Origin of the sequence: Hydrogenophaga sp. NH-16, assembly GCF_004006415.1 — a bacterium.
In the GTDB taxonomy this organism is placed as follows: Bacteria; Pseudomonadota; Gammaproteobacteria; order Burkholderiales; family Burkholderiaceae_C; genus Hydrogenophaga; species Hydrogenophaga pseudoflava.
In genome coordinates, this window is the sequence record NZ_CP029344.1 from 1,013,827 (window position 1) to 1,032,824 (window position 18,998).

Below are 18,998 nucleotides of genomic sequence, written 5' to 3' on the forward strand. Positions count from 1 at the left end.
CGCCCCGTCCACACCTCTCATCCATTCGCCCTTCGAGGACATTTCCATGCGCATCTGGACACGAATCTCTGTTGCATCGGCCTTGCTGGCCACCGCGCTTCTGACCACCGGCTGCGGCACGGTCTCGACCATCGGCAAGCTCGAGGACGGCGCCGGTGGCGAGGCCTCCCGCATGTGGGACCGCTGGGTCGAGGGCAACGGGGACATCGCCGTCGCCACCACCTGGGAGCGCAAAGTCAAACCGGGGGTGACGGCCAAGGACGTCGAAGAAATCCTCAAGCTGGTGGCGGTGGAGCGCAACATGCGCGACGTCGGCGTGCTGCCGCTGTCCAAGGAACTCGAAGCCCGCTCGGGCAAGAAAGAGAAGCTGCTGACCGTGTACTCCTACTGCAGCCCGGCCACCGCCCGCAAGATGGTGGACTTCAGCCCGCACATGGCGGCCTACCTGCCCTGCCGCATCAGCGTGGTGGAGCACGAGGACGGCAGCCTGTGGCTGTACACGCTCAACATGGACATGATGGTCAAGATGGGCCGCAAGCTGCCCTCGCCGCTCAAGGAAGAAGCCTGGGCGGTGCGCGAGACCATCTGGCAGATGATGGAACGCGCCTCCAAGGGCGAGTTCTGAGCGCCTGCCCCGCCGCGTTCCCATCCCCCCACGACCACAACGGAGACAACCCATGAACGTTCGCATGCACGTCTTGCGAGGCGCCACCCTGCTCGCGCTGGGCACCGCCCTGCCACCCGCCCAGGCCACCAACGGCTACTTCCCCCATGGTTTCGGCCTCAAGGCCAAGGGCATGGGCGGCACCGCCGTGGCCCAGTCGCACGACGCCTTCGGCGGCGTGAACAACCCGGCCTCGGTGTCCTATGCGGGCAACCGCTGGGACCTCGGGGCCGAGGTGTTCATGCCCAGGCGCAGCGCCACCGTGAGCACCCCGATGGGGGCGATGGAGGTCAAGAGTGGCAAGGACAGCTTCCTGATCCCGGAACTGGGGTTCACCACCCGGCTCTCGGGCAAGTTGTCGGCGGGTCTGACGGTCTATGGCAACGGCGGCATGAACACCGAATACCCGGCGGTGTTCCCGGGCAACAGCAACTTCATGTGCAGCAGCCCGACCACCTGCGGCACCGGCAAGCTGGGCGTGGACCTGATGCAGCTGATCGTGGCGCCCACGGTGTCGTACGAAGTGGCCCCCGGTCACGCACTGGGTGTGTCGCCGCTGCTGGTGTACCAGCGCTTCAAGGCCCAGGGCCTGCAGGCCTTCGGCATCAACAACCCCGGCACCGACGACAGCACCGGCGTCGGCCTGCGCCTGGGCTACATGGGCAAACTCGGCGACGCGGTCACCATCGGCGCGTCCTACTCACCCAAGATCGCCATGGGCCGGTTCAAGAAGTACGAGCGCCTGTTCGCCGAGCGCGGCGACTTCGACATTCCCGAGAACTACGCGCTGGGTGTGGCGTTCCAGGTCAGTCCCGCGGTGCAGGTGGCGCTGGACTACTCGCGCATCAACTACAGCGGCGTGAAGGCCATCGGCAACGCCAGTCTGGCGAACTTCGGCAACGGCTTCGGCGCCAGCAATGGCCCGGGCTTCGGCTGGAGGGATGTGGAGGTGGTGAAGCTGGGTGTGCAGTGGCAGCTGAACCCGCAGTGGACGCTGCGCGCCGGCTACAACCAGGGCACCAACCCCGTGACTTCGCCCGATGTGTTCCTCAACACGCTGGCGCCGGGCGTCATCAAGTCGCACATCACTCTGGGGGCGACCTACAGCCTGTCGGACAAGGACGAGCTGACCTTCGCCGCCTGGCACGGCCGCAAGAACACCGTGAGCGGTTCAGCGCCGGCCCCGACCTCTATCGGCATGAGCCAGAACGGCTTCGGCCTGCAGTACAGCCGACGGTACTGAGGCGCCGCGACGGCTACCGGGGCTTCCGGTAGCTGGTCAGGTGGCCGCGACCAGCCTGCGGGCCGAGGTACAGCGGCGCCACCGTGTGCACCGACCGCGGCACGATGCCCAGCGAGGACAGGCCGGGCCACTGGCTGGTGGCGACGTTGTCGACCGCCATCGAATCGAGGTTGTCGCGGCTCATCAGCGGCTCGCCCGGCAGACACTCCATCGCCAGGGCCTGCAGGCGCCCGATGGCGGTGGGCAGCGGCAGCACCGGGCGCTCGCGGCTGCCCAGCCGCCCCGCCAGCCGCACCAGTTCGCCGAGCGTGAGCACGTCGGGTCCGGCGCATTCGAAGGTCTGGCCGATGCTGCTGCGGGGCAGGCCGGTGTCGCGCAGGCAGGCGAGCACGGCGTCGGCCACGTCCTCCACCCAGATCGGCTGGAAGCGCGTGCCGGCGCCGGCCAGCGGCATCACGGGGAACACCGACTGCAGGCGCGCGAACAGGTTCAGAAAACGGTCGCCATCACCAAAGATCACGCTGGGCCGCAGGATGGTCAGCGCCAGTCCGGCGGACCGCAGCACTTCTTCGCCGCGGGCCTTGCTGCGCTGGTACATCGAGGGCCCGTCCAGCTGGGAACCCAGTGCGCTCACATGCACCAGCCGGCGCACGCCGCTGGCCAGGCAGGCGCGGGCGATGGTGGCGGGCAGCTGCACATGCGCCCGCTCGAAGGCGGCCTCGTTGCCGTGCAGGATGGCCACGAGATTGACCACCGCATCGTGGCCCGCCAGCAGCCGGGTCAGCGTGGCCTCGTCGTGCACCGAGGCCTCGACCACCGTCAGCCGCGGCAGGTGCTGCACGGCCGCGGCGTTGGTCGCCCGGCGGGTCGGCACGGTGATCTGCCAGTCCGCGCGCTGCAGCTTCTCGCACAGGTGCCGCCCCACGAACCCGGTGCCGCCCAGAACCAGCACCCGCTTCATGGCAGCTCCCGGTTGTAGCCGTCCGGGCGGGCGGGGGGGCCGACGACCCCGAGCCGGGCGCGCAGCGACTGCGGCTGCCCCGTGATCAGGCTCGCGTAGTGCGTGGTGTTGGCCATCACCTTCTTCACGTAGTCGCGGGTTTCTTCAAACGGGATGTTCTCGGCCCAGACCTCTCCGGCCAGTACGGGACCCTGGCGCCAGGTGCGGGCGCGGGCCGGCCCTGCGTTGTAGGCGGCCGCGGCCAGCGGCATCGAGCCGTCCAGGTCGTCCAGCGCCAGTTTGAGGTAGGCGGTGCCGATCAGGATGTTGGTGTCGCGTTCGGTGATCTGGTGCGACTGGAAGTCGGTCAGGCCGATCTTGCGGGCGGTCCAGCGGGCCGTGGCCGGCATCACCTGCATCAGGCCCGAGGCGCCGACACCCGAGCGCGCGTCCGTGACGAAGCGGCTCTCCTGGCGGATCAGGCCGTAGACATAGGCCGGGTCCAGCCCGATCTCGGCCGTGCGCCGCAGCACCTGCGCGCGGAACGGCATCGGGAAGCGCTGGGCCTGGTCCTGCAGGCCGCGCGTGCGCTCGCTGGTGTTGATGCAGCGGTCCCAGAGCTCGTGCTGGCAGGCCAGTGCGGCGGCGGCCAGCAGCTCGCGGTCGCCCATGCCGCCGCGCGTGTGCAGGTTGGTGGTGTAGTTCCACTCGCGCACGCCTTCGCTGCGCAGGCCCAGCCGGACGGCCGCCAGCGCGCGCTGCAGCCCCGGGTGGGTCTGGGCGGCCGCCATTTCCTGCGAGGTGGGCGGTGCAGGCGGTGGCGGCGTGGTCACGCTGTGGCCCAGCTCCTCCAGCGCGAGCAGCTCGTAGAAGCCCTGGTGCGAGGCGATCGAGCGGTAGAGGCCGGTGGCGACGATCTGGGCCGTCAGCGCATCGGGCTCGCGCAGGGCCTGCATCGCCCGGGCGCGCCAGTAGACCCAGACCGGCTCCTGGCGCTGCGCCTCGTCCATGGCGGCAATGGCGTCCCGCACATGGCCCCAGGTGCCCGCGCGCAGCCCGGCGCGGGCCTTCCAGGCCAGGTGGTCGGGCGCCATGTGACGGTCACTGCCGTTGGCAAACGCCGCCAGCGCGTCGCCCTGCAGCGACTGCGCCATGCGCTTGCCGATCACGCCCCAGACCCAGCTGCGCTCCTCGGTGGTGAGCTGCGCCTTCCAGCGGGTGAGGTCCATCTCGCGCGCGGCGGCGGTCACATCCTGGCTGGCCAGCCGGATGAGGGCCAGCGTCACCAGCTCCTTGGTGCGCGGCCGGATGGCGGTGAATTTTTCGTCGAGGTATCGCGCGGGGTCGGCGGCGATCGCGTGCACCGTCGGCACCCAGTCCGGGTTGAGCAGGTTCACCGCCTGTACCGCCGCGGCTGTGCGGCCGGCCTCCATGGCCAGGCGCGCCCGCTGCCAGGCGGCCTCGGGGCGCAGGTGGCCGCTGTCCAGGAAGGCCTTGGCCGCGGTGGCGCAGGCGTCGTCGGCCTCGCGCTGCGCATGCCAGAGGCGGGCAACCTCCTGTGCCGCCTCTTCCGACGGCTTGCGGCGGGCCGCAGCGTCCAGCATCAGCGCATAGCACTGCACCTGGCGGTCATCGTTCATGCGGTAGCGCGGCAGCTCGGCCTCGAAGGTGGCCCAGTCGCGTTGTTTGCCCAGCTGCAGCAGCCAGTCGTTGCGCAGCCGGTCTTCCCAGTAGCTGCCGGCCATGCGGTCCATGGCGGCCCGGATGTCCGCGGCCGGCGCCGATTCCAGGCGCGCCCTGGCCTCCCAGTACACCGCCACCGGTTCGAGCACATGGCCTTGCACCCGCCACAGCAGGGCGGTCAGGGTGGGGGTGGCATTGCGCCGGAAGGCGTCGCGCATCTCCAGCAGGGCAGCGTCCGCGCTGGTCTGTGCCAGGACCGGTCCCTGCATCAGCAGCGCGGCCATAATGGGCAGCAGCCCCTGTTTCACGCGCATCAGTTTCATGCGTCGATTATGGACAACAACCCCTCCAGCCCCGCGAAAGACCCGGCCTCGCAAGGCCCCAAAGCCGTCTGGCGCAAGCAGCTGATCGACAAGCGGCAGAACCTGGCCGACCGCGCCTGGCGCAACGACCTGCTGCAGCGTGTGATGCGGGTCTGGCTGATCCACCGGCCCGACACCGTGATCGGGGCCTACTGGCCGATCAAAGGCGAGTTCGATCCGCTGCCGGCGCTGTTCCGCTGGCAGGAGGCGGGTCTGGAGGAAGACGCGCAGAGCGCCGCGCGCCACCGCCGCATCGGCCTGCCGGTGGTCAACAAGGTCGACAAGACGCTCACCTTCTACAGCTGGTATCCCGGCTGCCCGATGGAAGAGGACGCCTTCGGCATTCCCAAGCCCAAGGACACCGAGATCATCGAGCCGACGCTGATCTTCGTGCCCTGCGTGGGGTTCGGGCCGGGCGGCTACCGGCTGGGCTACGGCGGCGGCTTCTACGACCGCACCCTGGCCTCGCTGCGGCCCAAGCCCTTCACGGTCGGCCTGGGCTACGACTTTGCCTACCTGCAGGACCTCGAGCCCGAGACCCACGACGTGCCGCTGGACGCCATCCTGGCGGACACCGGCGTGATGTGGCCGCTCAAGGGCTGACGGCCGTGGGCGGCCTGCAGCACCAGTGGGTGCACATCGCCTACCGCGAAACCAGCGCCTTCACCGAAACCTACGGCTTTTCGGGCAGCCAGGGCGCGGTCAACCTCGAAGGGCTGCTGATCAGCGCGCCCGGCGCCTCGCGCGAGGTGGTGTTCCTGATGATGCACCCCAGCTCGACGCTGCAGCTGCTGCCGCTGCCGCCCGCACTGGCGGCCGCCGGGTATCCGGTGCTCTGCATGGGCAGCCGCTACGCGAAGAACGACACCGCGCTGATCATGGAGAAGGTGCTGCTGGACATGGGCGCCTGCGTGCGCCATGCGAAAGAGGTGCTGGGCTTCCGTCGCGTGGTGCTGATGGGCTGGTCGGGCGGCGGCTCGCTGGCCCTGTTCTACCAGTCGCAGGCCGAGCAGCCCACCATCACGCACACGCCCGCGGGCGACCCGGTCGACCTGGTGGGCGCCGGGTTGATTCCTGCCGACGCGGTGGTGCTGGAGGCGGCGCACCGCTCGCGCGCGCAGTGCCTGCGCGACTGGATCGACCCGTCCGTGCTGGATGAGTCCGACCCGGACCGGCGCGACCCGGCGCTGGACCTCTATTCGCCCGACCTGCCGGTGAAGCCGCCATACCCGGCCGACTGGCTGGTGGCCTACCGCGCGGCCCAGCTGGCGCGCATCCGGCGCATCACCCAGCGCGTAAAAGAGACGCTGGCGGAATTGAAGCGCCGCGGCGGCGCCGAGCTGGAACGCGGCTTCGTCACCCACCGCACGCTGGCCGACCCGCGCTTTCTCGATGGCAGCATCGACCCCAACGGGCGTCCGGTCGGGCGTTGTTACCTCGGGGTGCCCGAGACGGTGAACACCGGACCGGTGGGCATGGCGCGCTTCTCGACGCTGCGCGCCTGGCTGTCGCAGTGGTCCGTCGACGACTCGCGCGCCGATGGCGAAGCCTGTGCGCGGCGGGTCACGGTGCCGCTGCTGGCGATCGAACACGGCGCCGACGACGCCGTGCCGCAGCCCGACATCGGGCTCATGTTCGCGGCCGCCGGCGGCGCCGACAAGCAGATGCACGTGATCGCCGGTGCCAACCACTACTTCCAGGGCCAGCCGGAGCAGATGCAGCAGGGCGTGGCGCTGGTCAGCGGCTGGACCCGCGAACGTTTCGGCTGAGTTCCCGCGGAAGCTCCCGGCTCAGGGGTGCTCGGCGTTGGCGTGCACCTCGCTGATGCGCTTCTCGCGCCGCACGAGGTAGAGCCCGCTGCCGATGATGATGGCGGCACCGAACCAGGTGTGGGCCTCGGGCAGGGTCTGCCAGATCAGCCAGTCCAGCGCCACGCCCCAGGCCAGGGCGGTGTATTCGAAGGGCGCCACCGCGCTGGCCTGGCCATGGCGGAACGCTTCGTTGATGGTCAGCTGGCCCAGAAAGCCGGTGATGGCCAGCGCCAGCAACAGCCCCGCATGCTCCATGGACAGAGGTACCCAGCCCGGTGCGGCCAGCAGGCCGCCGCCCAGGCTCACGAATGCCATCCCGCTCAGGATCATGGACTCGCTGCTGTCGGTGCGGCTGAGCAGACGGCCCGCGACGGCCGCCACCGCGTAGCACAGCGCCGCCCCCAGGATGGCGGCGCCACCGATGGTGATGAACCCGGCTTGCAGGTCCTCTCCACTGGGCTGCAGCGCCACCAGCACGCCGCCGAAGCCCGCCGCAATGGCCCACCAGTGGGCCTTGGGCACACGCTCCTTGAGCACCAGAACCGACAAGGCCGTGATCAGCATCGGAGCGATGAAGAACAGCGTGTAGGTGGCCGACAGCGGCAGTTCTCTCACGCCCAGAGTGAACAGGGACAGCATGACGATGCCCAGGCCGCCACGCAGCAGGTGCAGCGACCAGCGCAGCCGGCGCAAACGGTGCCAGCCCCCGCGCCACTGGATCCAGGCCAGCACCAACGGCAAGGACGTGGCGCCGCGCAGGCAGGCCATCTGCAGCGGCGGGTAGTGGGCCGACAGGGTCTTGAGCACCGCGTCCATGAGCGAAAAGAACATCACCGCCAGCATCATGTTGACGATGCTGCGGAGATTGCCTTGGGCGTGCTGGGCGGCGGAGGTCATGGGCGAAGAGGCAAAGCGGCGCAGTGTGCACCAGCCGCGGGCTGCGGCGGGCGCCACTGGGGGTCAGTCGATATGGTCCACCGTGTCGGGGTCGGGCAGGTCGCCAATCGCCTGGCGCGTTCGCTCGGCCTCGCGCAGCAGCCAGTCGCAGAAGGCCTTGACCTCGGGGCGCGTCTTGCTGCGCGGCGCCAGCACCAGCCAATACACCAGGGGCGAGTCCAGCCGCATGCTGGGCAGCGGCTCGACCAGGTCGCCGCTGGCCAGGCTCTCGGCCACCAGGGGCATGCGCGCCAGGGCCACGCCCTGGCCGGTGAGGGCGGCCTGCACGATCTGGCTGGCGTAGTTGAAGTACAGCCAGCGCTGTGGGCTCAGGCGCGCCTTGCTGCGCGCCCGCGCGTTGCCGGTGGGCGTCGGCGCGTAGTGGTCCAGCCAGCGCTGCCAGGTCAGGTATTCGAGGTGGCGCGTGCGGTGCGCGTCGCCGGCCTCGATCAGCGTGACCTTGGCCAGGTCGTCCAGCGTGGCGATGCGGTGCTCGCGCAGCAGCCAGGGGCTGGCGACGGGCGTGAGCTGTTCGCCGAACAGCCGGATCGCGCCAGCAGGGATGGTTTCGGGCACGGCGTAGCGCAGCGCCATGTCGACGTCGGCGGTGGCCAGGTCGACCGCGGCGTCGGTGGCGTCGATGCGGATGTCGATGTCCGGGTGCTCGCGCTGGAAGGCCTCCAGGCGCGGAATCAGCCACATCGAGGCGAACGAGGCCCAGGTGGTGATGGCCACGCTGCGGCGCCCGGCGCTCTGCCGGATCTGCCTCACCGCCGCATCAATCCGCTCCAGCGCCGAACCCGCCGCGCGCAGCAGGATGGTGCCGGCGCCGGTGAGTTCGACCGAGCGTGTGTGGCGCAGGAACAGGGCCGAGCCGACCTCGTCCTCCAGCGACTGGATCTGCCGGCTGACCGCGCTCTGCGTGAGGGAAAGCTCCTCGGCCGCGGCACGGAAGTTGAGGTGGCGGGCCACCGCCTCAAAGGCGCGCAGGTGGCCGGCCGAGATCGGCCGGGTGCGCGGATGGCTGGGTGTGAGGGCCTGAGACATGGGCGGACAGGGTGGACTGGATTGATGCGATGAGGGAATCAATAGCTTAGCCCCATTTCATTGGACGTGCGGCGCTGCAGCACAGAAGATGACGCCCATGCTGTCGTCACTGGAGTCCGTCATGTCCTCATCCGCTGCTTCCACTGTGTCCTCGTTCCGTCCGGCCGGCGCCTGGCGCCTGCACCCGGGCCATGCCATGAGCCTGCGCCCGCAGGAAATCTCCGTGCTGCGCATCCACCGCGGCCCGGTGTGGGTGACCCTGGGCGAGCCGGGCGCCCCGTCGCCGCAGGACTCGGGCGACCGCTTCCTGATGGCCGGCGAGTCGATGGTGGTGCCCGCCGGCGCCCGGCTGGTGATGGAGCCGCTGTCGCGGCGCGAGTCGGACGGGCCGGTCTGTTTCGACTGGTCGGGCGCCGCACAGGCACAGGACAGCCGCTTTGGTCGCGAGGTGCGGGCGCCGCTGCATGAAGCGGTTGCGGCCTTCGGCCAGGCGGCCTGGGCGCTGGTTCGGGTGGCCCGGGGCCTGCTCGGCTACAGCGAGTTCCTGGTGGCCGGTCGCGGGCGGGTGCTGTCGCCGCTGGAGTGCATGCGCTGACGGCACACCGTTCGGACGGCGCTCACGGGCGCCTGGCCCGGCGGGGCGCCGGCTGGCGCGCCGCCACCGCCGCCTGCAGCGCCAGTCGCGCCCAGGGCGCCATCAGCGCCGGCGATTCGAGGGCTTCCTCGGGCGGCGTGTGGTAGTGCAGGCTCATGGTCTTGCCCCGGGCCTCGTACTCGAACGCCCGGGCGCCCTCGGCCAGAAACCGCGGCGCGGTCTCGGCGTTGGTCTTGAGGAACAGGGTGTCCCAGGCAATGATGGCCACGTTCATGCCGTCCACCGCCAGGCCGTAACCCCCGAACATGCGCGTCGCCTTCACTGGGCCGAGGCAGGACAGCAGCTCGCAGGCGTGCAGGGCAAACGGGTCGGTGATGGGTTTGGTCGCCATGCGCGCATCGTAGACAAGCTCGCGGGGGTGGACAATCTCCACATGGCCCGCCCGAAATCCGCCTCCCACGACCTCAAACGCGAGGAAATCCTCGATGTCGCTGCCCAGTGTTTCGCGCGCCAGAGCTTCCCGGCCGCGAGCATGAACGACATCGCCACCGCCTGCGGCACCAGCAAGGCGCGGCTCTACCACTACTACGAGAGCAAGGAAGCGATTCTGTTCGACCTGCTGGACCGCTACACCCAGCGCCTGCTGGCGCTGATCGGCGAGGCCGAGGCCCATGCCCAGCGCCAGAACCTCAGCGAGCGCGAGGCCCTGCACGCGCTGGTGCGGGCCTTTCTGGCGGAGTACGAAAGCTCGGCCACGCGCCATGTGGCCCTGGTGTCCGACACCAAGTTCCTGGGCGACACCCAGCGCGAGCTGATCCTCAACCGCCAGCGCGACGTGGTGGCGGCCTTCACCCGCTTCATCAAGCGCGCCTACCCCGGTCGCGTGACGCCGGCCAACCAGACCGCGCTGACCATGATGCTGTTCGGCATGATCAACTGGACCTTCACCTGGCTGCGTCCCGGCGGGCCCATGAGCTACGCCGCCTTTGCCGACGAGGTGGTGGCGGTGCTGGAGCAGGGCCTGGGTGGCTGACCCTGTGGATGCATGGGGTTAATGATTTACCCATCCGTAATTAATTTCGATTAGGTAAAATTCTTCGGTTCGCGCTCCGGCGCCCGATGTCGACCATTCCCACAGGAGACCTCCCCATGAGCAAAGCCTTCGCCTCCCAGGCCGATCTGCAGGACAAAAAGACCACGTTCGAACAGCTGAGCCCGCACTGCTGGGCCTACACCGCCGAGGGCGATCCGAACTCGGGCGTCATCATCGGCGACGAATTCATCATGGTCAGCGACGCCACCGCCACCCCGGCCATGGCCAAGGACCTGATCCGGCAGATCCGCACCGTCTCCGACAAGCCGATCAAGTACGTGCTGCTGACCCACTACCACGCGGTGCGCGTGCTGGGTGCCAGCGCCTACTTCGCCGAAGGTGCGACCGAGATCATCGCCAGTCAGGGCACGCTGGAGCTGATCCAGGAGCGTGGCGAACAGGACATGAAGAGCGAGATGGAGCGCTTCCCGCGCCTGTTCCGCGGTGCCGACTCGGTGCCGGGCCTGACCTGGCCGACCATGGTGATCGGCGGCGGCGACCCGACCAAGGGCGAAAAGCCCGGCAAGCTGTCGATCAACCTGGGTGGCGTGGTGGTGCAGATCTGGAGCCCGGGCCACGGCCACACGCGCGGCGACACCATCGCCTGGGTGGAAGAAGAGAAGGTGCTGTTCAGCGGCGACCTGGTCGAGTACGAAGCCGGCGTCTACACCGGCGACGCCCAGCTGGAAGAGTGGCCCGCCACACTCGAAGCGCTGCGCGCGCTGAACGCCGAGTTCATCGTGCCCGGCCGCGGCGAGGCCATGAAGGGCAACGCCAACGTGAACAAGGCGCTGGACTACACCAAGCGCTGGGTCACGACCCTATTCCAGGCCGGCAAGGAAGCCGTGGCCGCCAGGATGGACCTCAAGGCCGCCATGGCCCACACCCGCAAGAGCATGGACCCGGTGTTCGGCCACGTGTTCATCTACGAGCACTGCCTGCCGTTCGACGTCAGCCGCGCCTACGACGAGGCCAGCGGCATCAAGAACCCGCGCATCTGGACGGCCGAGCGCGACATGGAGATGTGGAAGTCGCTGCAGGCCTGAGGTCGCTCCGGCAACAAAAAAGCCGCTGTGAATACAGCGGCTTTTTTGTTGGCTGGCGCAAGAGGGCTACTGCGTCGTTGTGCTGGTGATGGGGGGGGGCGAGCTGGTGTCCTCGTCGTCGCTGGTCGTATCCACGATCACCAGCGCCTCCTTCACCTCCAGCTGGTCCTCGACGGAGGCCTCGCGGCCCGCGCTGTCGGTCACGGTGAGCTTGATGGTGTAGATGCCGGCCTTGTCGTAGGTGTGGGTCACGGTTTCGCCCTTGGCGGTGCTGCCGTCGCCAAAGCTCCACGACCAGCCCACGGCCACATTGCCCTCGGGCATGTTGGACACCACCGATCCGGACGCGTCGAAGGTCAGCTCGGTACCGGCCCGCGCGGTGCTGGGGGTGACGTCGTAAATCGGCACCGGCAGACAGCCGGTGAGTGCCAGCGCCGTGAAGCTCGCCAGCAGGAATTTCGAGAAGGTCAGGTTTCTGAACGTTGTCATGTGTGGCTCCCGGATCGGTGGCCAACGATGGTAATCCCATTCGGGGTCCGGGAGCTACCGCACAAGGGCCGACAATCGTGTATCGATCTGTAGCCTCCTCATGTCGCCTGCGCTGTCTTCCTTTGTCTCGTCGCCCTCGGAATGGGGGGTGGTTCTGGTCTTCGCCACCGTCTATCTGGGCATGTTTCTCGGCGGTCTGCCGCGCCTGAAACTGGACCGGTCCGGCGTGGCGCTGCTGGGCGCCATCGCCGTGATCGCGATTTCCGGCATGGCGGTGGAGGACGCGGCCCGGTCGGTGGACCTGCCGACCATCGTGCTGCTGTTCGCCTTCATGGTGGTGTCGGCCCAGATGCGGCTGGGCGGCTTCTACACCGAGGTCACGCGTCGGGTGGGCGGGCTGCCGCTGTCGCGGGCCGGGCTGCTGGCCGCGCTGATCGTGGTCGCTGGCGGGCTGTCGGCGGTGTTTTCCAACGACATCGTCTGCCTGGCCATGACGCCGGTGGTCGCGCGCCTGTGCCTGCAGCGCGGCCTCAACCCGCTGCCGTTCCTGATCGGCCTGGCCTGCGCCGCCAACATCGGGTCGGCCGCCACGCTGATCGGCAACCCGCAGAACATGCTGATCGGTTCCGTGCTGCGCCTGCCGTTCGACGGCTACATGCGGCAGGCCCTGCTGCCCGTGGGCATCAGCCTGGCGCTGCTCTGGCTCTGGCTGGCCTACGGTCCCGGGGCGCGTGTGGGGGCTGCGGCGGCGGTTCGGCCGGCCAGCGGCACGGGGCGGGCCGAAGACGAACCGCCGTTCGACCGCTGGCAGACGGCCAAGGGGCTGACCGTGGCGCTGGTGCTGATGGTGGTGTTCCTGGCCACCGGCTGGCACCGCGACGTGGCCGCGCTGGTGGGGGCGGCCGTGCTGCTGCTCAGCCGCCGTTTCCATTCCGCGGATGTGATGGGCTCGGTCGACTGGCAGCTGCTGCTGCTCTTCATCGGACTGTTCATCGTCAACCACGCGTTCGAGCAGACCGGACTGGCGGCCGAGGCGGTCGCCTGGCTGGCCACCCAGGGTGTGCACCTGACCGACCCGGGCACCCTGCTGGTGCTGGGCACGGTGCTGTCCAACCTGGTGTCCAACGTGCCGGCGGTGATGCTGCTGCTGCCGCACCTGGGGGCCGACCCCCAGCATGCCGGCGCCCAGCTGGCGCTGGTGAGCACCTTTGCGGGCAACCTGCTGCTGGTGGGTTCGATCGCCAATCTGATCGTGGCCGACCTCGCGGCCCGGGAGGGCATCGTGCTGGACTGGAAGCGGCACGTGGTCACCGGCCTGCCCGTGACCCTGATGTCGCTGGCGGTGGTCTGGCTGCTGGCCTGAGTTTCAGTGCTGCGCGGTGAGCGAACGCAGGTCGAGCTCGTAGTCCTTGAGCACGCGCACGGCGTGCTGCCGCTGTTCCGCCGTGGTGGTGTTGTGCACGGCGGCGAACTGCTCGCAGGCATTGCGCACCAGGTGGTCGCTGTAGGCGGCGAAGCCGGGCAGGGGCGACTGCATCACGCGGTCGTGCCAGCGGCGCAGCGCAGTGGTGGCGGTGGCCACGGTGGCGCCGCGCTCGGTTTGCAGTTCGCGCAGGGTGCGGATCAAATCGGTCTGGCGGCGCAGGCGCTCGGTGTTCACCCGCTGGGCGTCGAATGGCGAACTGCGGATGCGCTCGCGCAGCAGGGCCAGCTGGGCATTGCTCAGGTCGCCGTACAGGGGTTCGTAGCGGTCCAGGGCACGGTCCATCAGGTTGTCCAGCCGCTCCTCGTCGCTGACGCGGATGTACTTCTGCTCGAACTCCCGGTTGTTCTTGTCGTACTTCTTCTGCAGATGCTGCAGCTGGGCAGGGGTCAGGGTGAGGGCCAGCCGGGCCATGGGCTCCAGGCTGCGGTCGACCATGCGCAGGTAGGCGCCGCGCAGGGCATCAAACTGAGCGCAGGCGAGGTCGGCGCTGCTGTCGGTCTGGGCCATCTGCTGCCACTGCTGCAGGCGCTGGATGTAGCCCGGCAGTTCCGTGGTGCGGTGCCAGGCAAAGAAGGCATCGATGTCGCGCCGCAGCTGGCCCGTCTGTGCCTCGTTCAGGTCGGCATAGCCGTCGATCCACCAGTAGCCCAGGCTGGGCGCCTGGTTGTAGGCCAGGCGCAGCGCGCTGCAGCCCACGAGCACGAGCGAGAGCAGGCCCAGCACCAGGGCGCGCGCGATAATCCGCGCCATCGAAGAGGTGCCCTTGTCGGCCTCAGGAAAGGTGTTCATGTCGTTCCCTGTGGATGTGGTGGTGATGGCGGCCGGCAAAGGCACGCGCATGAAGAGCAGCAGGCCCAAAGTGTTGCATCGTCTGGGCGGTCGTGCACTGGCCCAGCATGTGATCGACACGGCCGCCCGGGTATCGGCGCGTTCGGTGGTGGTGATCACCGGTTACGGCGCCGAACAGGTGGAAGCCGGCCTGGTCGCTCCGGCATTGGAGTCGGGTGAAGCGCTGAAGTTGCAGTTTGTGCGGCAGGAGCCGCAGCTGGGCACCGGTCATGCGGTGCAGCAGGCGGTGCCGGTGCTGCCCGACGACGGTGTGACCCTGGTGCTCTCGGGCGACGTGCCGCTGACCCGGCCCGAAACCCTGCAGGCGCTGCTGAACCTCAGCGGCGGGCAGCGGCTGGCGCTGCTGACGCTCGACATGCCCGACCCCACGGGTTACGGACGCATCGAGCGCGCAACCGACGGTTCGGTGACCGCGATCGTCGAGCACAAGGACGCCAGCGAGGCGCAGCGCGCGATCACCGAGATCTACAGCGGCATCATGGCCGTGCCCACGCAGCTGCTGCGCGGCTGGCTGGCGCGCCTGGACAACCGGAACGCCCAGGGCGAGTACTACCTGACCGACGTGGTGAAGTTCGCGGTGGCCGACGGTGTGGCCGTGCAGGCGCACCGCATCACCGACGCACTGCAGGTGGCGGGCGTCAACAGCCCGGCGCAGCTGGCCGAGCTGGAGCGCGCGCACCAGCGGCGCGTGGCCGAGGCGCTGATGGAGCAGGGCGTGCGCCTGGCCGACCCGGCGCGACTGGACGTGCGCGGCACGCTGGTGTGCGGACAGGACGTGGAGATCGACGTCAACTGCGTGTTTGAAGGTCGGGTGGAACTGGCGGCGGGCGTGCGCATCGGTGCCAACTGCGTGATCGCCAACGCGGTGATCGGTGCGGGCGCGGTGATCCACCCGTTCACCCACATCGAGGGCGAGAAAGCCGGTGTGTCGGTCGGCGAGGGTGCGCTGATCGGCCCGTTTGCCCGCCTGCGGCCCGGTGCCAAGCTCGGGCGCGAGGTGCACATCGGCAACTTTGTCGAGGTCAAGAATTCCACACTGGCCGACGGCGCCAAGGCCAATCACCTGGCCTACCTGGGCGATGCGAGCGTGGGCGAACGGGTGAACTACGGCGCCGGCAGCATCACTGCCAACTACGACGGCGCCAACAAGCACCGCACGGTGATCGAAGCCGACGTGCATGTGGGCAGCAACTGCGTGCTGGTGGCACCGGTCACGATCGGCGCTGGAGGGACGGTGGGGGGCGGCTCGACCATCACCCGCGACACGCCGCCGGGCGCGCTGAGCGTGGCGCGCGGGCGCCAGGCGGTGATTCCGAACTGGCAGCGGCCCGCGAAGAAAAAGGGTTGATCGGGTCGGGCGGCCCGGATCAGGCGCGGCGGCGCACCGCTTCGATCTGCCGCTCGTGCTGAGACTTGCGGTCTGTCCGGGCCTCCCCGAGCTCCATCAGGCCGCTCAGGCCCATCACCTCGGACTCCTTGAAGCCGGTGCTGGGATAGACCAGGGTGTCGAACTCCGAGAATTTCGACTCCAATTGCTGGCGGACGCTTTCGCCGTTGTTGCTTTCGCCGTCCTGGGCCTTGGGCCGGGGCAGGGCGGCCAGATCGAGCTGGCGGCGGAAGTCGTTGGGCGTGGGCATGCGGTGGATGCTGTTCTTGAGGAACAGGAAGCGCACGCCGGCGGTCTTGAGGATGCGGTTCTTGATCTTGACCTGGTGGGCCTTGGCCTTGGCGTCGCTGAGATGGTATTGCTCGACATCGAAGGCGAACACCGCACGCCCGTCGGCGTCACAGACCACAAAGTCAACCTTCTGGGTCTTCAGCCGTTCCTTGGCGCGCTGGATGTCGGCCGAGCGCCGCACAGACAGCATGTTCTGGAGCGGGACATTGGGCAGCACCACCTGGTCGGGGAAGGTGTCGCGCAGATAGTCCAGCATGGCCACCTGTTCGGGCGTCAGGATGCGCTCGGGGGTGTAGCGGTCCTCGCGCCCGGAGACCTTGCGGAAGTAGCGGCGATAGACCCAGACACCCCCCGCCACCAGGGCGATGGCGACCAAGAACGCGGTCCACAACGGAAACATGCAACCTCCTGACTGTTGGCAAATGGCAACTTTTTGGTGCAGGGATTCTAGGTGGGGTGTTACGCGGTCTGGGCGCAAATAACCCCTTGTTACTAATCGGCTGGGCCGGGCTGGAGGCCACCGGACAGCGGGATCCTGGGATCGAACTTGGCGCGCTTCACACTGAAAAAGGCCTTGACGTTGCGCACGTTGGCGCTGGAGGTGAACAGCCGCTGTGCCAGCGCGAGGTAGGCGGGCATGTCACGGGTGTGCACCACCAGCATGAAATCGGGGCCCGGGCTGACGCGGTAGCACTGCTGCACGGCGGGGTCGGGCAGCACATGGGCCTCGAAGGCGTCCAGGTGTTCTGCGCCCTGGCGTTCCAGTGTCACCTCCACCAGCGTGGTCAGTCCATGGCCGATCAGCGGTGCCAGGCGGTCGGGGTGCAGCAGCGCCACCTCGCGTTCGATCACGCCGGCTTCCCGCAGGCGCTTGATGCGCCGCAGGCTGGTGGGCGGAGACACGTGGGCCAGGGCGGCCAGGGCCTGGTTGTGTCGGCTGGCGTCGGTCTGCAGCAGCTCCAGCAGCCTCAGATCGGTGGCATCAAGGAATTCAGATTCCATAAATGTGTAGTTTGTGAAATAAAAACAAAAGCACAGCAAATAAAGAAATTATCAAACACTGGATGGCATATATGTGAATGCCTATTTCTTTTTGCCGTGCCTACCATGCCCCCATACCAACCAATGGAGTGAACCAATATGTGCGGCATCGTGGCAGGGGTTTCGGGGCGTGATGTGGTGCCCGTTCTGGTCCAGGGCTTGCAGCGGCTGGAGTACCGCGGCTACGACTCCTGTGGCGTGGCGGTGCACAGCGAGGGGCTGCGCCGGGCGCGCAGCACGGCCCGGGTGGCCGAGCTGGTCGAGCAGGTGAAGGCCGAGCACATCGCCAGCGGCACCGGCATTGCGCACACGCGCTGGGCCACGCACGGCGCGCCGGCGGTGCACAACGCCCACCCCCATTTCAGTCACGGCCCGGCGCACACCAGTGTCAGCGGTGCGGCCGGCCGCGTCGCCCTGGTGCACAACGGCATCATCGAAAACCACGACGAGTTGCGCGCCGCCCTGCAGGCCAAGGGCTATGTGTTCGAGAGCCAGACCGACACCGAGGTCATCGCGCACCTGATCGATTCGCTCTACGAAGGCGACGTGTTCGCGGCGCTGCAGGCGGCGGTGGCGCAACTGCACGGCGCCTACGCGCTGGCGGTGTTCCACAAGGACGAGCCGCACCGCGTGGTGGGCGCGCGCGCCGGGTCGCCGCTGATCCTGGGGGTGGGCGACGGGGGCAAGGAGCACTTCCTGGCCAGCGACGCCATGGCCCTGGCCGGCGTGACCGACCAGATCGTCTACCTGGAAGAGGGCGACCTGGTGGACCTGCAGCTGGGCCGCTACTGGGTGACCGACGGCCAGGGGCGCAGCTTCGACGCCGCTCAGCGCCCGGTGAAGACGGTGCAGGCGCACAGCGGCGCCGCCGAACTTGGCCCCTACCGCCACTACATGCAGAAGGAGATCTTCGAGCAGCCGCGCGCGATTGGCGACACGCTCGAAGGCGTGAGCGGCATCACGCCCGAACTGTTCGGCGACGGCGCCTACGGCATCTTCAAGCAGATCGACCGCGTGCTGATCCTGGCCTGCGGCACCAGCTACTACAGCGGCTGCGCGGCCAAGTACTGGCTGGAGGAGATCGCGCAGATCCCCACCCAGGTGGAGGTGGCCAGCGAGTACCGCTACCGCACCAGCGTGCCCGACCCGAAGACGCTGGTGGTCACCATCAGCCAGAGCGGCGAGACCGCCGACACCCTGGCCGCGCTGCGCCATGCGCAGGGCCTAGGCATGGCGCACACGCTGACCATCTGCAACGTCGCCACCAGCGCCATGGTGCGCGAGTGCCGCCTGGCCTACATCACCCGCGCCGGGGTGGAGATCGGCGTGGCCTCGACCAAAGCCTTCACCACCCAGCTGGCCGGCCTGTTCCTGCTGACGCTGGCGCTGGCCCAGGTGCGCGGGCGCCTGTCGGACGAGCAGGAGGCGGCGCACCTCAAGGCCATGCGCCACCTGCCGGTGGCCCTGCAGGCGGTGCTGGCGCTCGAGCCCCAGGTCATCAGCTGGGCCGAGGACTTCGCGCGCATGGACAACGCGCTGTTCCTGGGCCGGGGCCTGCACTACCCGATCGCGCTCGAAGGCGCGCTCAAGCTCAAGGAAATCAGCTACATCCACGCCGAGGCCTACCCGGCCGGCGAGCTCAAGCACGGCCCGCTGGCCCTGGTGACCAGCGCCATGCCGGTGGTCACCGTGGCGCCGAACGACGCGCTGCTGGAGAAACTCAAGAGCAACATGCAGGAGGTGCGGGCCCGCGGCGGCGTGCTCTACGTGCTGGCCGATGCCGACACCCGCATCGGCAGCGGGGAAGGCATCCACGTCATCCGCATGCCCGAACACTACGGCGCGCTCTCACCCATCCTGCATGTGGTGCCGCTGCAACTGCTGGCCTACCACACGGCGCTGGCCCGGGGCACCGACGTCGACAAGCCACGCAACCTCGCCAAGAGCGTGACGGTGGAGTGAGGCTTTCTTGGGGAACCGGCGGGTTTCGTTGACCACGCTTGGTTCCGGCCTGTCAGCTTCGGTGACAGAATGT

General features: G+C 68.7%; 19 protein-coding genes. 10 read left to right on the forward strand and 9 right to left on the reverse strand.

Annotated features, from left to right (window positions below):
• The first annotated feature begins 46 nt into the window (after nucleotides 1-46).
• Nucleotides 47-625, forward strand: a complete 579-nt coding sequence (locus DD542_RS04925; RefSeq protein WP_206610771.1) for a DUF302 domain-containing protein — start codon at nucleotides 47-49, stop codon at nucleotides 623-625.
• Between the two features lie 52 nt (nucleotides 626-677).
• The gene (locus DD542_RS04930; protein WP_206610772.1) at nucleotides 678-1,907 is read left to right on the forward strand and encodes an outer membrane protein transport protein; all 1,230 of its coding nucleotides are present in this window, start codon (nucleotides 678-680) and stop codon (nucleotides 1,905-1,907) included.
• A gap of 13 nt (nucleotides 1,908-1,920) precedes the next feature.
• On the opposite strand, the gene DD542_RS04935 is transcribed toward DD542_RS04930, so the two are convergent.
• On the reverse strand, nucleotides 1,921-2,868 hold the full coding sequence (locus DD542_RS04935) for a complex I NDUFA9 subunit family protein (RefSeq protein WP_127804224.1): 948 nt from the start codon (nucleotides 2,866-2,868) through the stop codon (nucleotides 1,921-1,923).
• Entirely contained in the window at nucleotides 2,865-4,853 is a 1,989-nt protein-coding gene (locus tag DD542_RS04940) for a lytic transglycosylase domain-containing protein (RefSeq protein WP_241559683.1), read from the reverse strand. The genes DD542_RS04935 and DD542_RS04940 overlap by 4 nt, the downstream gene beginning before the upstream one ends.
• Nucleotides 4,854-4,862: 9 nt before the next feature.
• Between DD542_RS04940 and DD542_RS04945 the strand changes: the two genes are divergently transcribed.
• Together DD542_RS04945 and DD542_RS04950 are read left to right on the forward strand one after the other, a co-directional pair.
• Nucleotides 4,863-5,495, forward strand: coding sequence for a 5-formyltetrahydrofolate cyclo-ligase (locus tag DD542_RS04945; RefSeq protein ID WP_127804226.1), 633 nt, complete (start codon nucleotides 4,863-4,865; stop codon nucleotides 5,493-5,495).
• A complete protein-coding gene (locus DD542_RS04950) occupies nucleotides 5,477-6,661 on the forward strand; it encodes an alpha/beta hydrolase (RefSeq protein ID WP_206610773.1) in 1,185 nt (394 codons plus the stop codon). The genes DD542_RS04945 and DD542_RS04950 overlap by 19 nt, the downstream gene beginning before the upstream one ends.
• Before the next feature lie 21 nt (nucleotides 6,662-6,682).
• Here DD542_RS04950 and DD542_RS04955 read toward each other — a convergent pair whose 3' ends face one another.
• Together DD542_RS04955 and DD542_RS04960 are read right to left on the reverse strand one after the other, a co-directional pair.
• Nucleotides 6,683-7,600, reverse strand: a complete 918-nt coding sequence (locus DD542_RS04955) for a DMT family transporter (RefSeq protein WP_127804228.1) — start codon at nucleotides 7,598-7,600, stop codon at nucleotides 6,683-6,685.
• Between the two features lie 63 nt (nucleotides 7,601-7,663).
• Nucleotides 7,664-8,686 (reverse strand): LysR substrate-binding domain-containing protein, encoded by a 1,023-nt coding sequence (locus tag DD542_RS04960; RefSeq protein ID WP_066155008.1) that lies wholly within the window; start codon nucleotides 8,684-8,686, stop codon nucleotides 7,664-7,666.
• A 121-nt stretch (nucleotides 8,687-8,807) separates the two neighbouring features.
• Between DD542_RS04960 and DD542_RS04965 the strand changes: the two genes are divergently transcribed.
• Entirely contained in the window at nucleotides 8,808-9,281 is a 474-nt protein-coding gene (locus tag DD542_RS04965) for a DUF2917 domain-containing protein (RefSeq protein ID WP_164868348.1), read from the forward strand.
• 22 nt (nucleotides 9,282-9,303) lie between these two features.
• Here DD542_RS04965 and DD542_RS04970 read toward each other — a convergent pair whose 3' ends face one another.
• The gene (locus DD542_RS04970; RefSeq protein ID WP_127804232.1) at nucleotides 9,304-9,672 is read right to left on the reverse strand and encodes a TfoX/Sxy family protein; all 369 of its coding nucleotides are present in this window, start codon (nucleotides 9,670-9,672) and stop codon (nucleotides 9,304-9,306) included.
• Nucleotides 9,673-9,714: 42 nt separating this feature from the next.
• Here DD542_RS04970 and DD542_RS04975 point away from each other — a divergent pair, with 42 nt between their 5' ends.
• Nucleotides 9,715-10,314 (forward strand): TetR/AcrR family transcriptional regulator, encoded by a 600-nt coding sequence (locus DD542_RS04975; RefSeq protein WP_127804234.1) that lies wholly within the window; start codon nucleotides 9,715-9,717, stop codon nucleotides 10,312-10,314.
• Between the two features lie 116 nt (nucleotides 10,315-10,430).
• The gene (locus DD542_RS04980) at nucleotides 10,431-11,420 is read left to right on the forward strand and encodes an MBL fold metallo-hydrolase (protein ID WP_127804236.1); all 990 of its coding nucleotides are present in this window, start codon (nucleotides 10,431-10,433) and stop codon (nucleotides 11,418-11,420) included.
• 66 nt (nucleotides 11,421-11,486) lie between these two features.
• Here DD542_RS04980 and DD542_RS04985 read toward each other — a convergent pair whose 3' ends face one another.
• Nucleotides 11,487-11,909, reverse strand: coding sequence for a PKD domain-containing protein (locus tag DD542_RS04985; protein ID WP_079366668.1), 423 nt, complete (start codon nucleotides 11,907-11,909; stop codon nucleotides 11,487-11,489).
• Between the two features lie 100 nt (nucleotides 11,910-12,009).
• Between DD542_RS04985 and DD542_RS04990 the strand changes: the two genes are divergently transcribed.
• Nucleotides 12,010-13,272, forward strand: coding sequence for an SLC13 family permease (locus DD542_RS04990; RefSeq protein WP_127804238.1), 1,263 nt, complete (start codon nucleotides 12,010-12,012; stop codon nucleotides 13,270-13,272).
• 3 nt (nucleotides 13,273-13,275) lie between these two features.
• On the opposite strand, the gene DD542_RS04995 is transcribed toward DD542_RS04990, so the two are convergent.
• A complete protein-coding gene (locus tag DD542_RS04995) occupies nucleotides 13,276-14,184 on the reverse strand; it encodes a DUF6279 family lipoprotein (RefSeq protein WP_127804240.1) in 909 nt (302 codons plus the stop codon).
• Here DD542_RS04995 and glmU point away from each other — a divergent pair.
• Nucleotides 14,183-15,592, forward strand: coding sequence for a bifunctional UDP-N-acetylglucosamine diphosphorylase/glucosamine-1-phosphate N-acetyltransferase GlmU (gene glmU / locus DD542_RS05000; protein WP_127804242.1), 1,410 nt, complete (start codon nucleotides 14,183-14,185; stop codon nucleotides 15,590-15,592). The genes DD542_RS04995 and glmU overlap by 2 nt on opposite strands.
• Nucleotides 15,593-15,611: 19 nt before the next feature.
• Here glmU and DD542_RS05005 read toward each other — a convergent pair whose 3' ends face one another.
• Nucleotides 15,612-16,322 (reverse strand): DUF2726 domain-containing protein, encoded by a 711-nt coding sequence (locus DD542_RS05005; protein WP_066154980.1) that lies wholly within the window; start codon nucleotides 16,320-16,322, stop codon nucleotides 15,612-15,614.
• Nucleotides 16,323-16,414: 92 nt separating this feature from the next.
• Entirely contained in the window at nucleotides 16,415-16,924 is a 510-nt protein-coding gene (locus DD542_RS05010) for an Lrp/AsnC family transcriptional regulator (RefSeq protein WP_127804244.1), read from the reverse strand.
• 138 nt (nucleotides 16,925-17,062) lie between these two features.
• Between DD542_RS05010 and glmS the strand changes: the two genes are divergently transcribed.
• The gene (gene glmS / locus DD542_RS05015; protein ID WP_127804246.1) at nucleotides 17,063-18,925 is read left to right on the forward strand and encodes a glutamine--fructose-6-phosphate transaminase (isomerizing); all 1,863 of its coding nucleotides are present in this window, start codon (nucleotides 17,063-17,065) and stop codon (nucleotides 18,923-18,925) included.
• Nucleotides 18,926-18,998 lie beyond the last annotated feature (73 nt).

Excerpts from the sequence above, each read along its gene's own strand:
- DD542_RS04925 (WP_206610771.1), top strand. The coding sequence starts at position 47 with ATGCGCATCTGGACACGAATCTCTGTTGCATCGGCCTTGCTGGCCACC.
- DD542_RS04930 (WP_206610772.1), top strand. The coding sequence starts at position 678 with ATGAACGTTCGCATGCACGTCTTGCGAGGCGCCACCCTGCTCGCGCTG.
- DD542_RS04935 (WP_127804224.1), bottom strand. The coding sequence starts at position 2,868 with ATGAAGCGGGTGCTGGTTCTGGGCGGCACCGGGTTCGTGGGGCGGCAC.
- DD542_RS04940 (WP_241559683.1), bottom strand. The coding sequence starts at position 4,853 with ATGAAACTGATGCGCGTGAAACAGGGGCTGCTGCCCATTATGGCCGCG.
- DD542_RS04945 (WP_127804226.1), top strand. The coding sequence starts at position 4,863 with ATGGACAACAACCCCTCCAGCCCCGCGAAAGACCCGGCCTCGCAAGGC.
- DD542_RS04955 (WP_127804228.1), bottom strand. The coding sequence starts at position 7,600 with ATGACCTCCGCCGCCCAGCACGCCCAAGGCAATCTCCGCAGCATCGTC.
- DD542_RS04960 (WP_066155008.1), bottom strand. The coding sequence starts at position 8,686 with ATGTCTCAGGCCCTCACACCCAGCCATCCGCGCACCCGGCCGATCTCG.
- DD542_RS04965 (WP_164868348.1), top strand. The coding sequence starts at position 8,808 with ATGTCCTCATCCGCTGCTTCCACTGTGTCCTCGTTCCGTCCGGCCGGC.
- DD542_RS04970 (WP_127804232.1), bottom strand. The coding sequence starts at position 9,672 with ATGGCGACCAAACCCATCACCGACCCGTTTGCCCTGCACGCCTGCGAG.
- DD542_RS04975 (WP_127804234.1), top strand. The coding sequence starts at position 9,715 with ATGGCCCGCCCGAAATCCGCCTCCCACGACCTCAAACGCGAGGAAATC.
- DD542_RS04980 (WP_127804236.1), top strand. The coding sequence starts at position 10,431 with ATGAGCAAAGCCTTCGCCTCCCAGGCCGATCTGCAGGACAAAAAGACC.
- DD542_RS04985 (WP_079366668.1), bottom strand. The coding sequence starts at position 11,909 with ATGACAACGTTCAGAAACCTGACCTTCTCGAAATTCCTGCTGGCGAGC.
- DD542_RS04990 (WP_127804238.1), top strand. The coding sequence starts at position 12,010 with ATGTCGCCTGCGCTGTCTTCCTTTGTCTCGTCGCCCTCGGAATGGGGG.
- glmU (WP_127804242.1), top strand. The coding sequence starts at position 14,183 with ATGTCGTTCCCTGTGGATGTGGTGGTGATGGCGGCCGGCAAAGGCACG.
- DD542_RS04995 (WP_127804240.1), bottom strand. The coding sequence starts at position 14,184 with ATGAACACCTTTCCTGAGGCCGACAAGGGCACCTCTTCGATGGCGCGG.
- DD542_RS05005 (WP_066154980.1), bottom strand. The coding sequence starts at position 16,322 with ATGTTTCCGTTGTGGACCGCGTTCTTGGTCGCCATCGCCCTGGTGGCG.
- DD542_RS05010 (WP_127804244.1), bottom strand. The coding sequence starts at position 16,924 with ATGGAATCTGAATTCCTTGATGCCACCGATCTGAGGCTGCTGGAGCTG.
- glmS (WP_127804246.1), top strand. The coding sequence starts at position 17,063 with ATGTGCGGCATCGTGGCAGGGGTTTCGGGGCGTGATGTGGTGCCCGTT.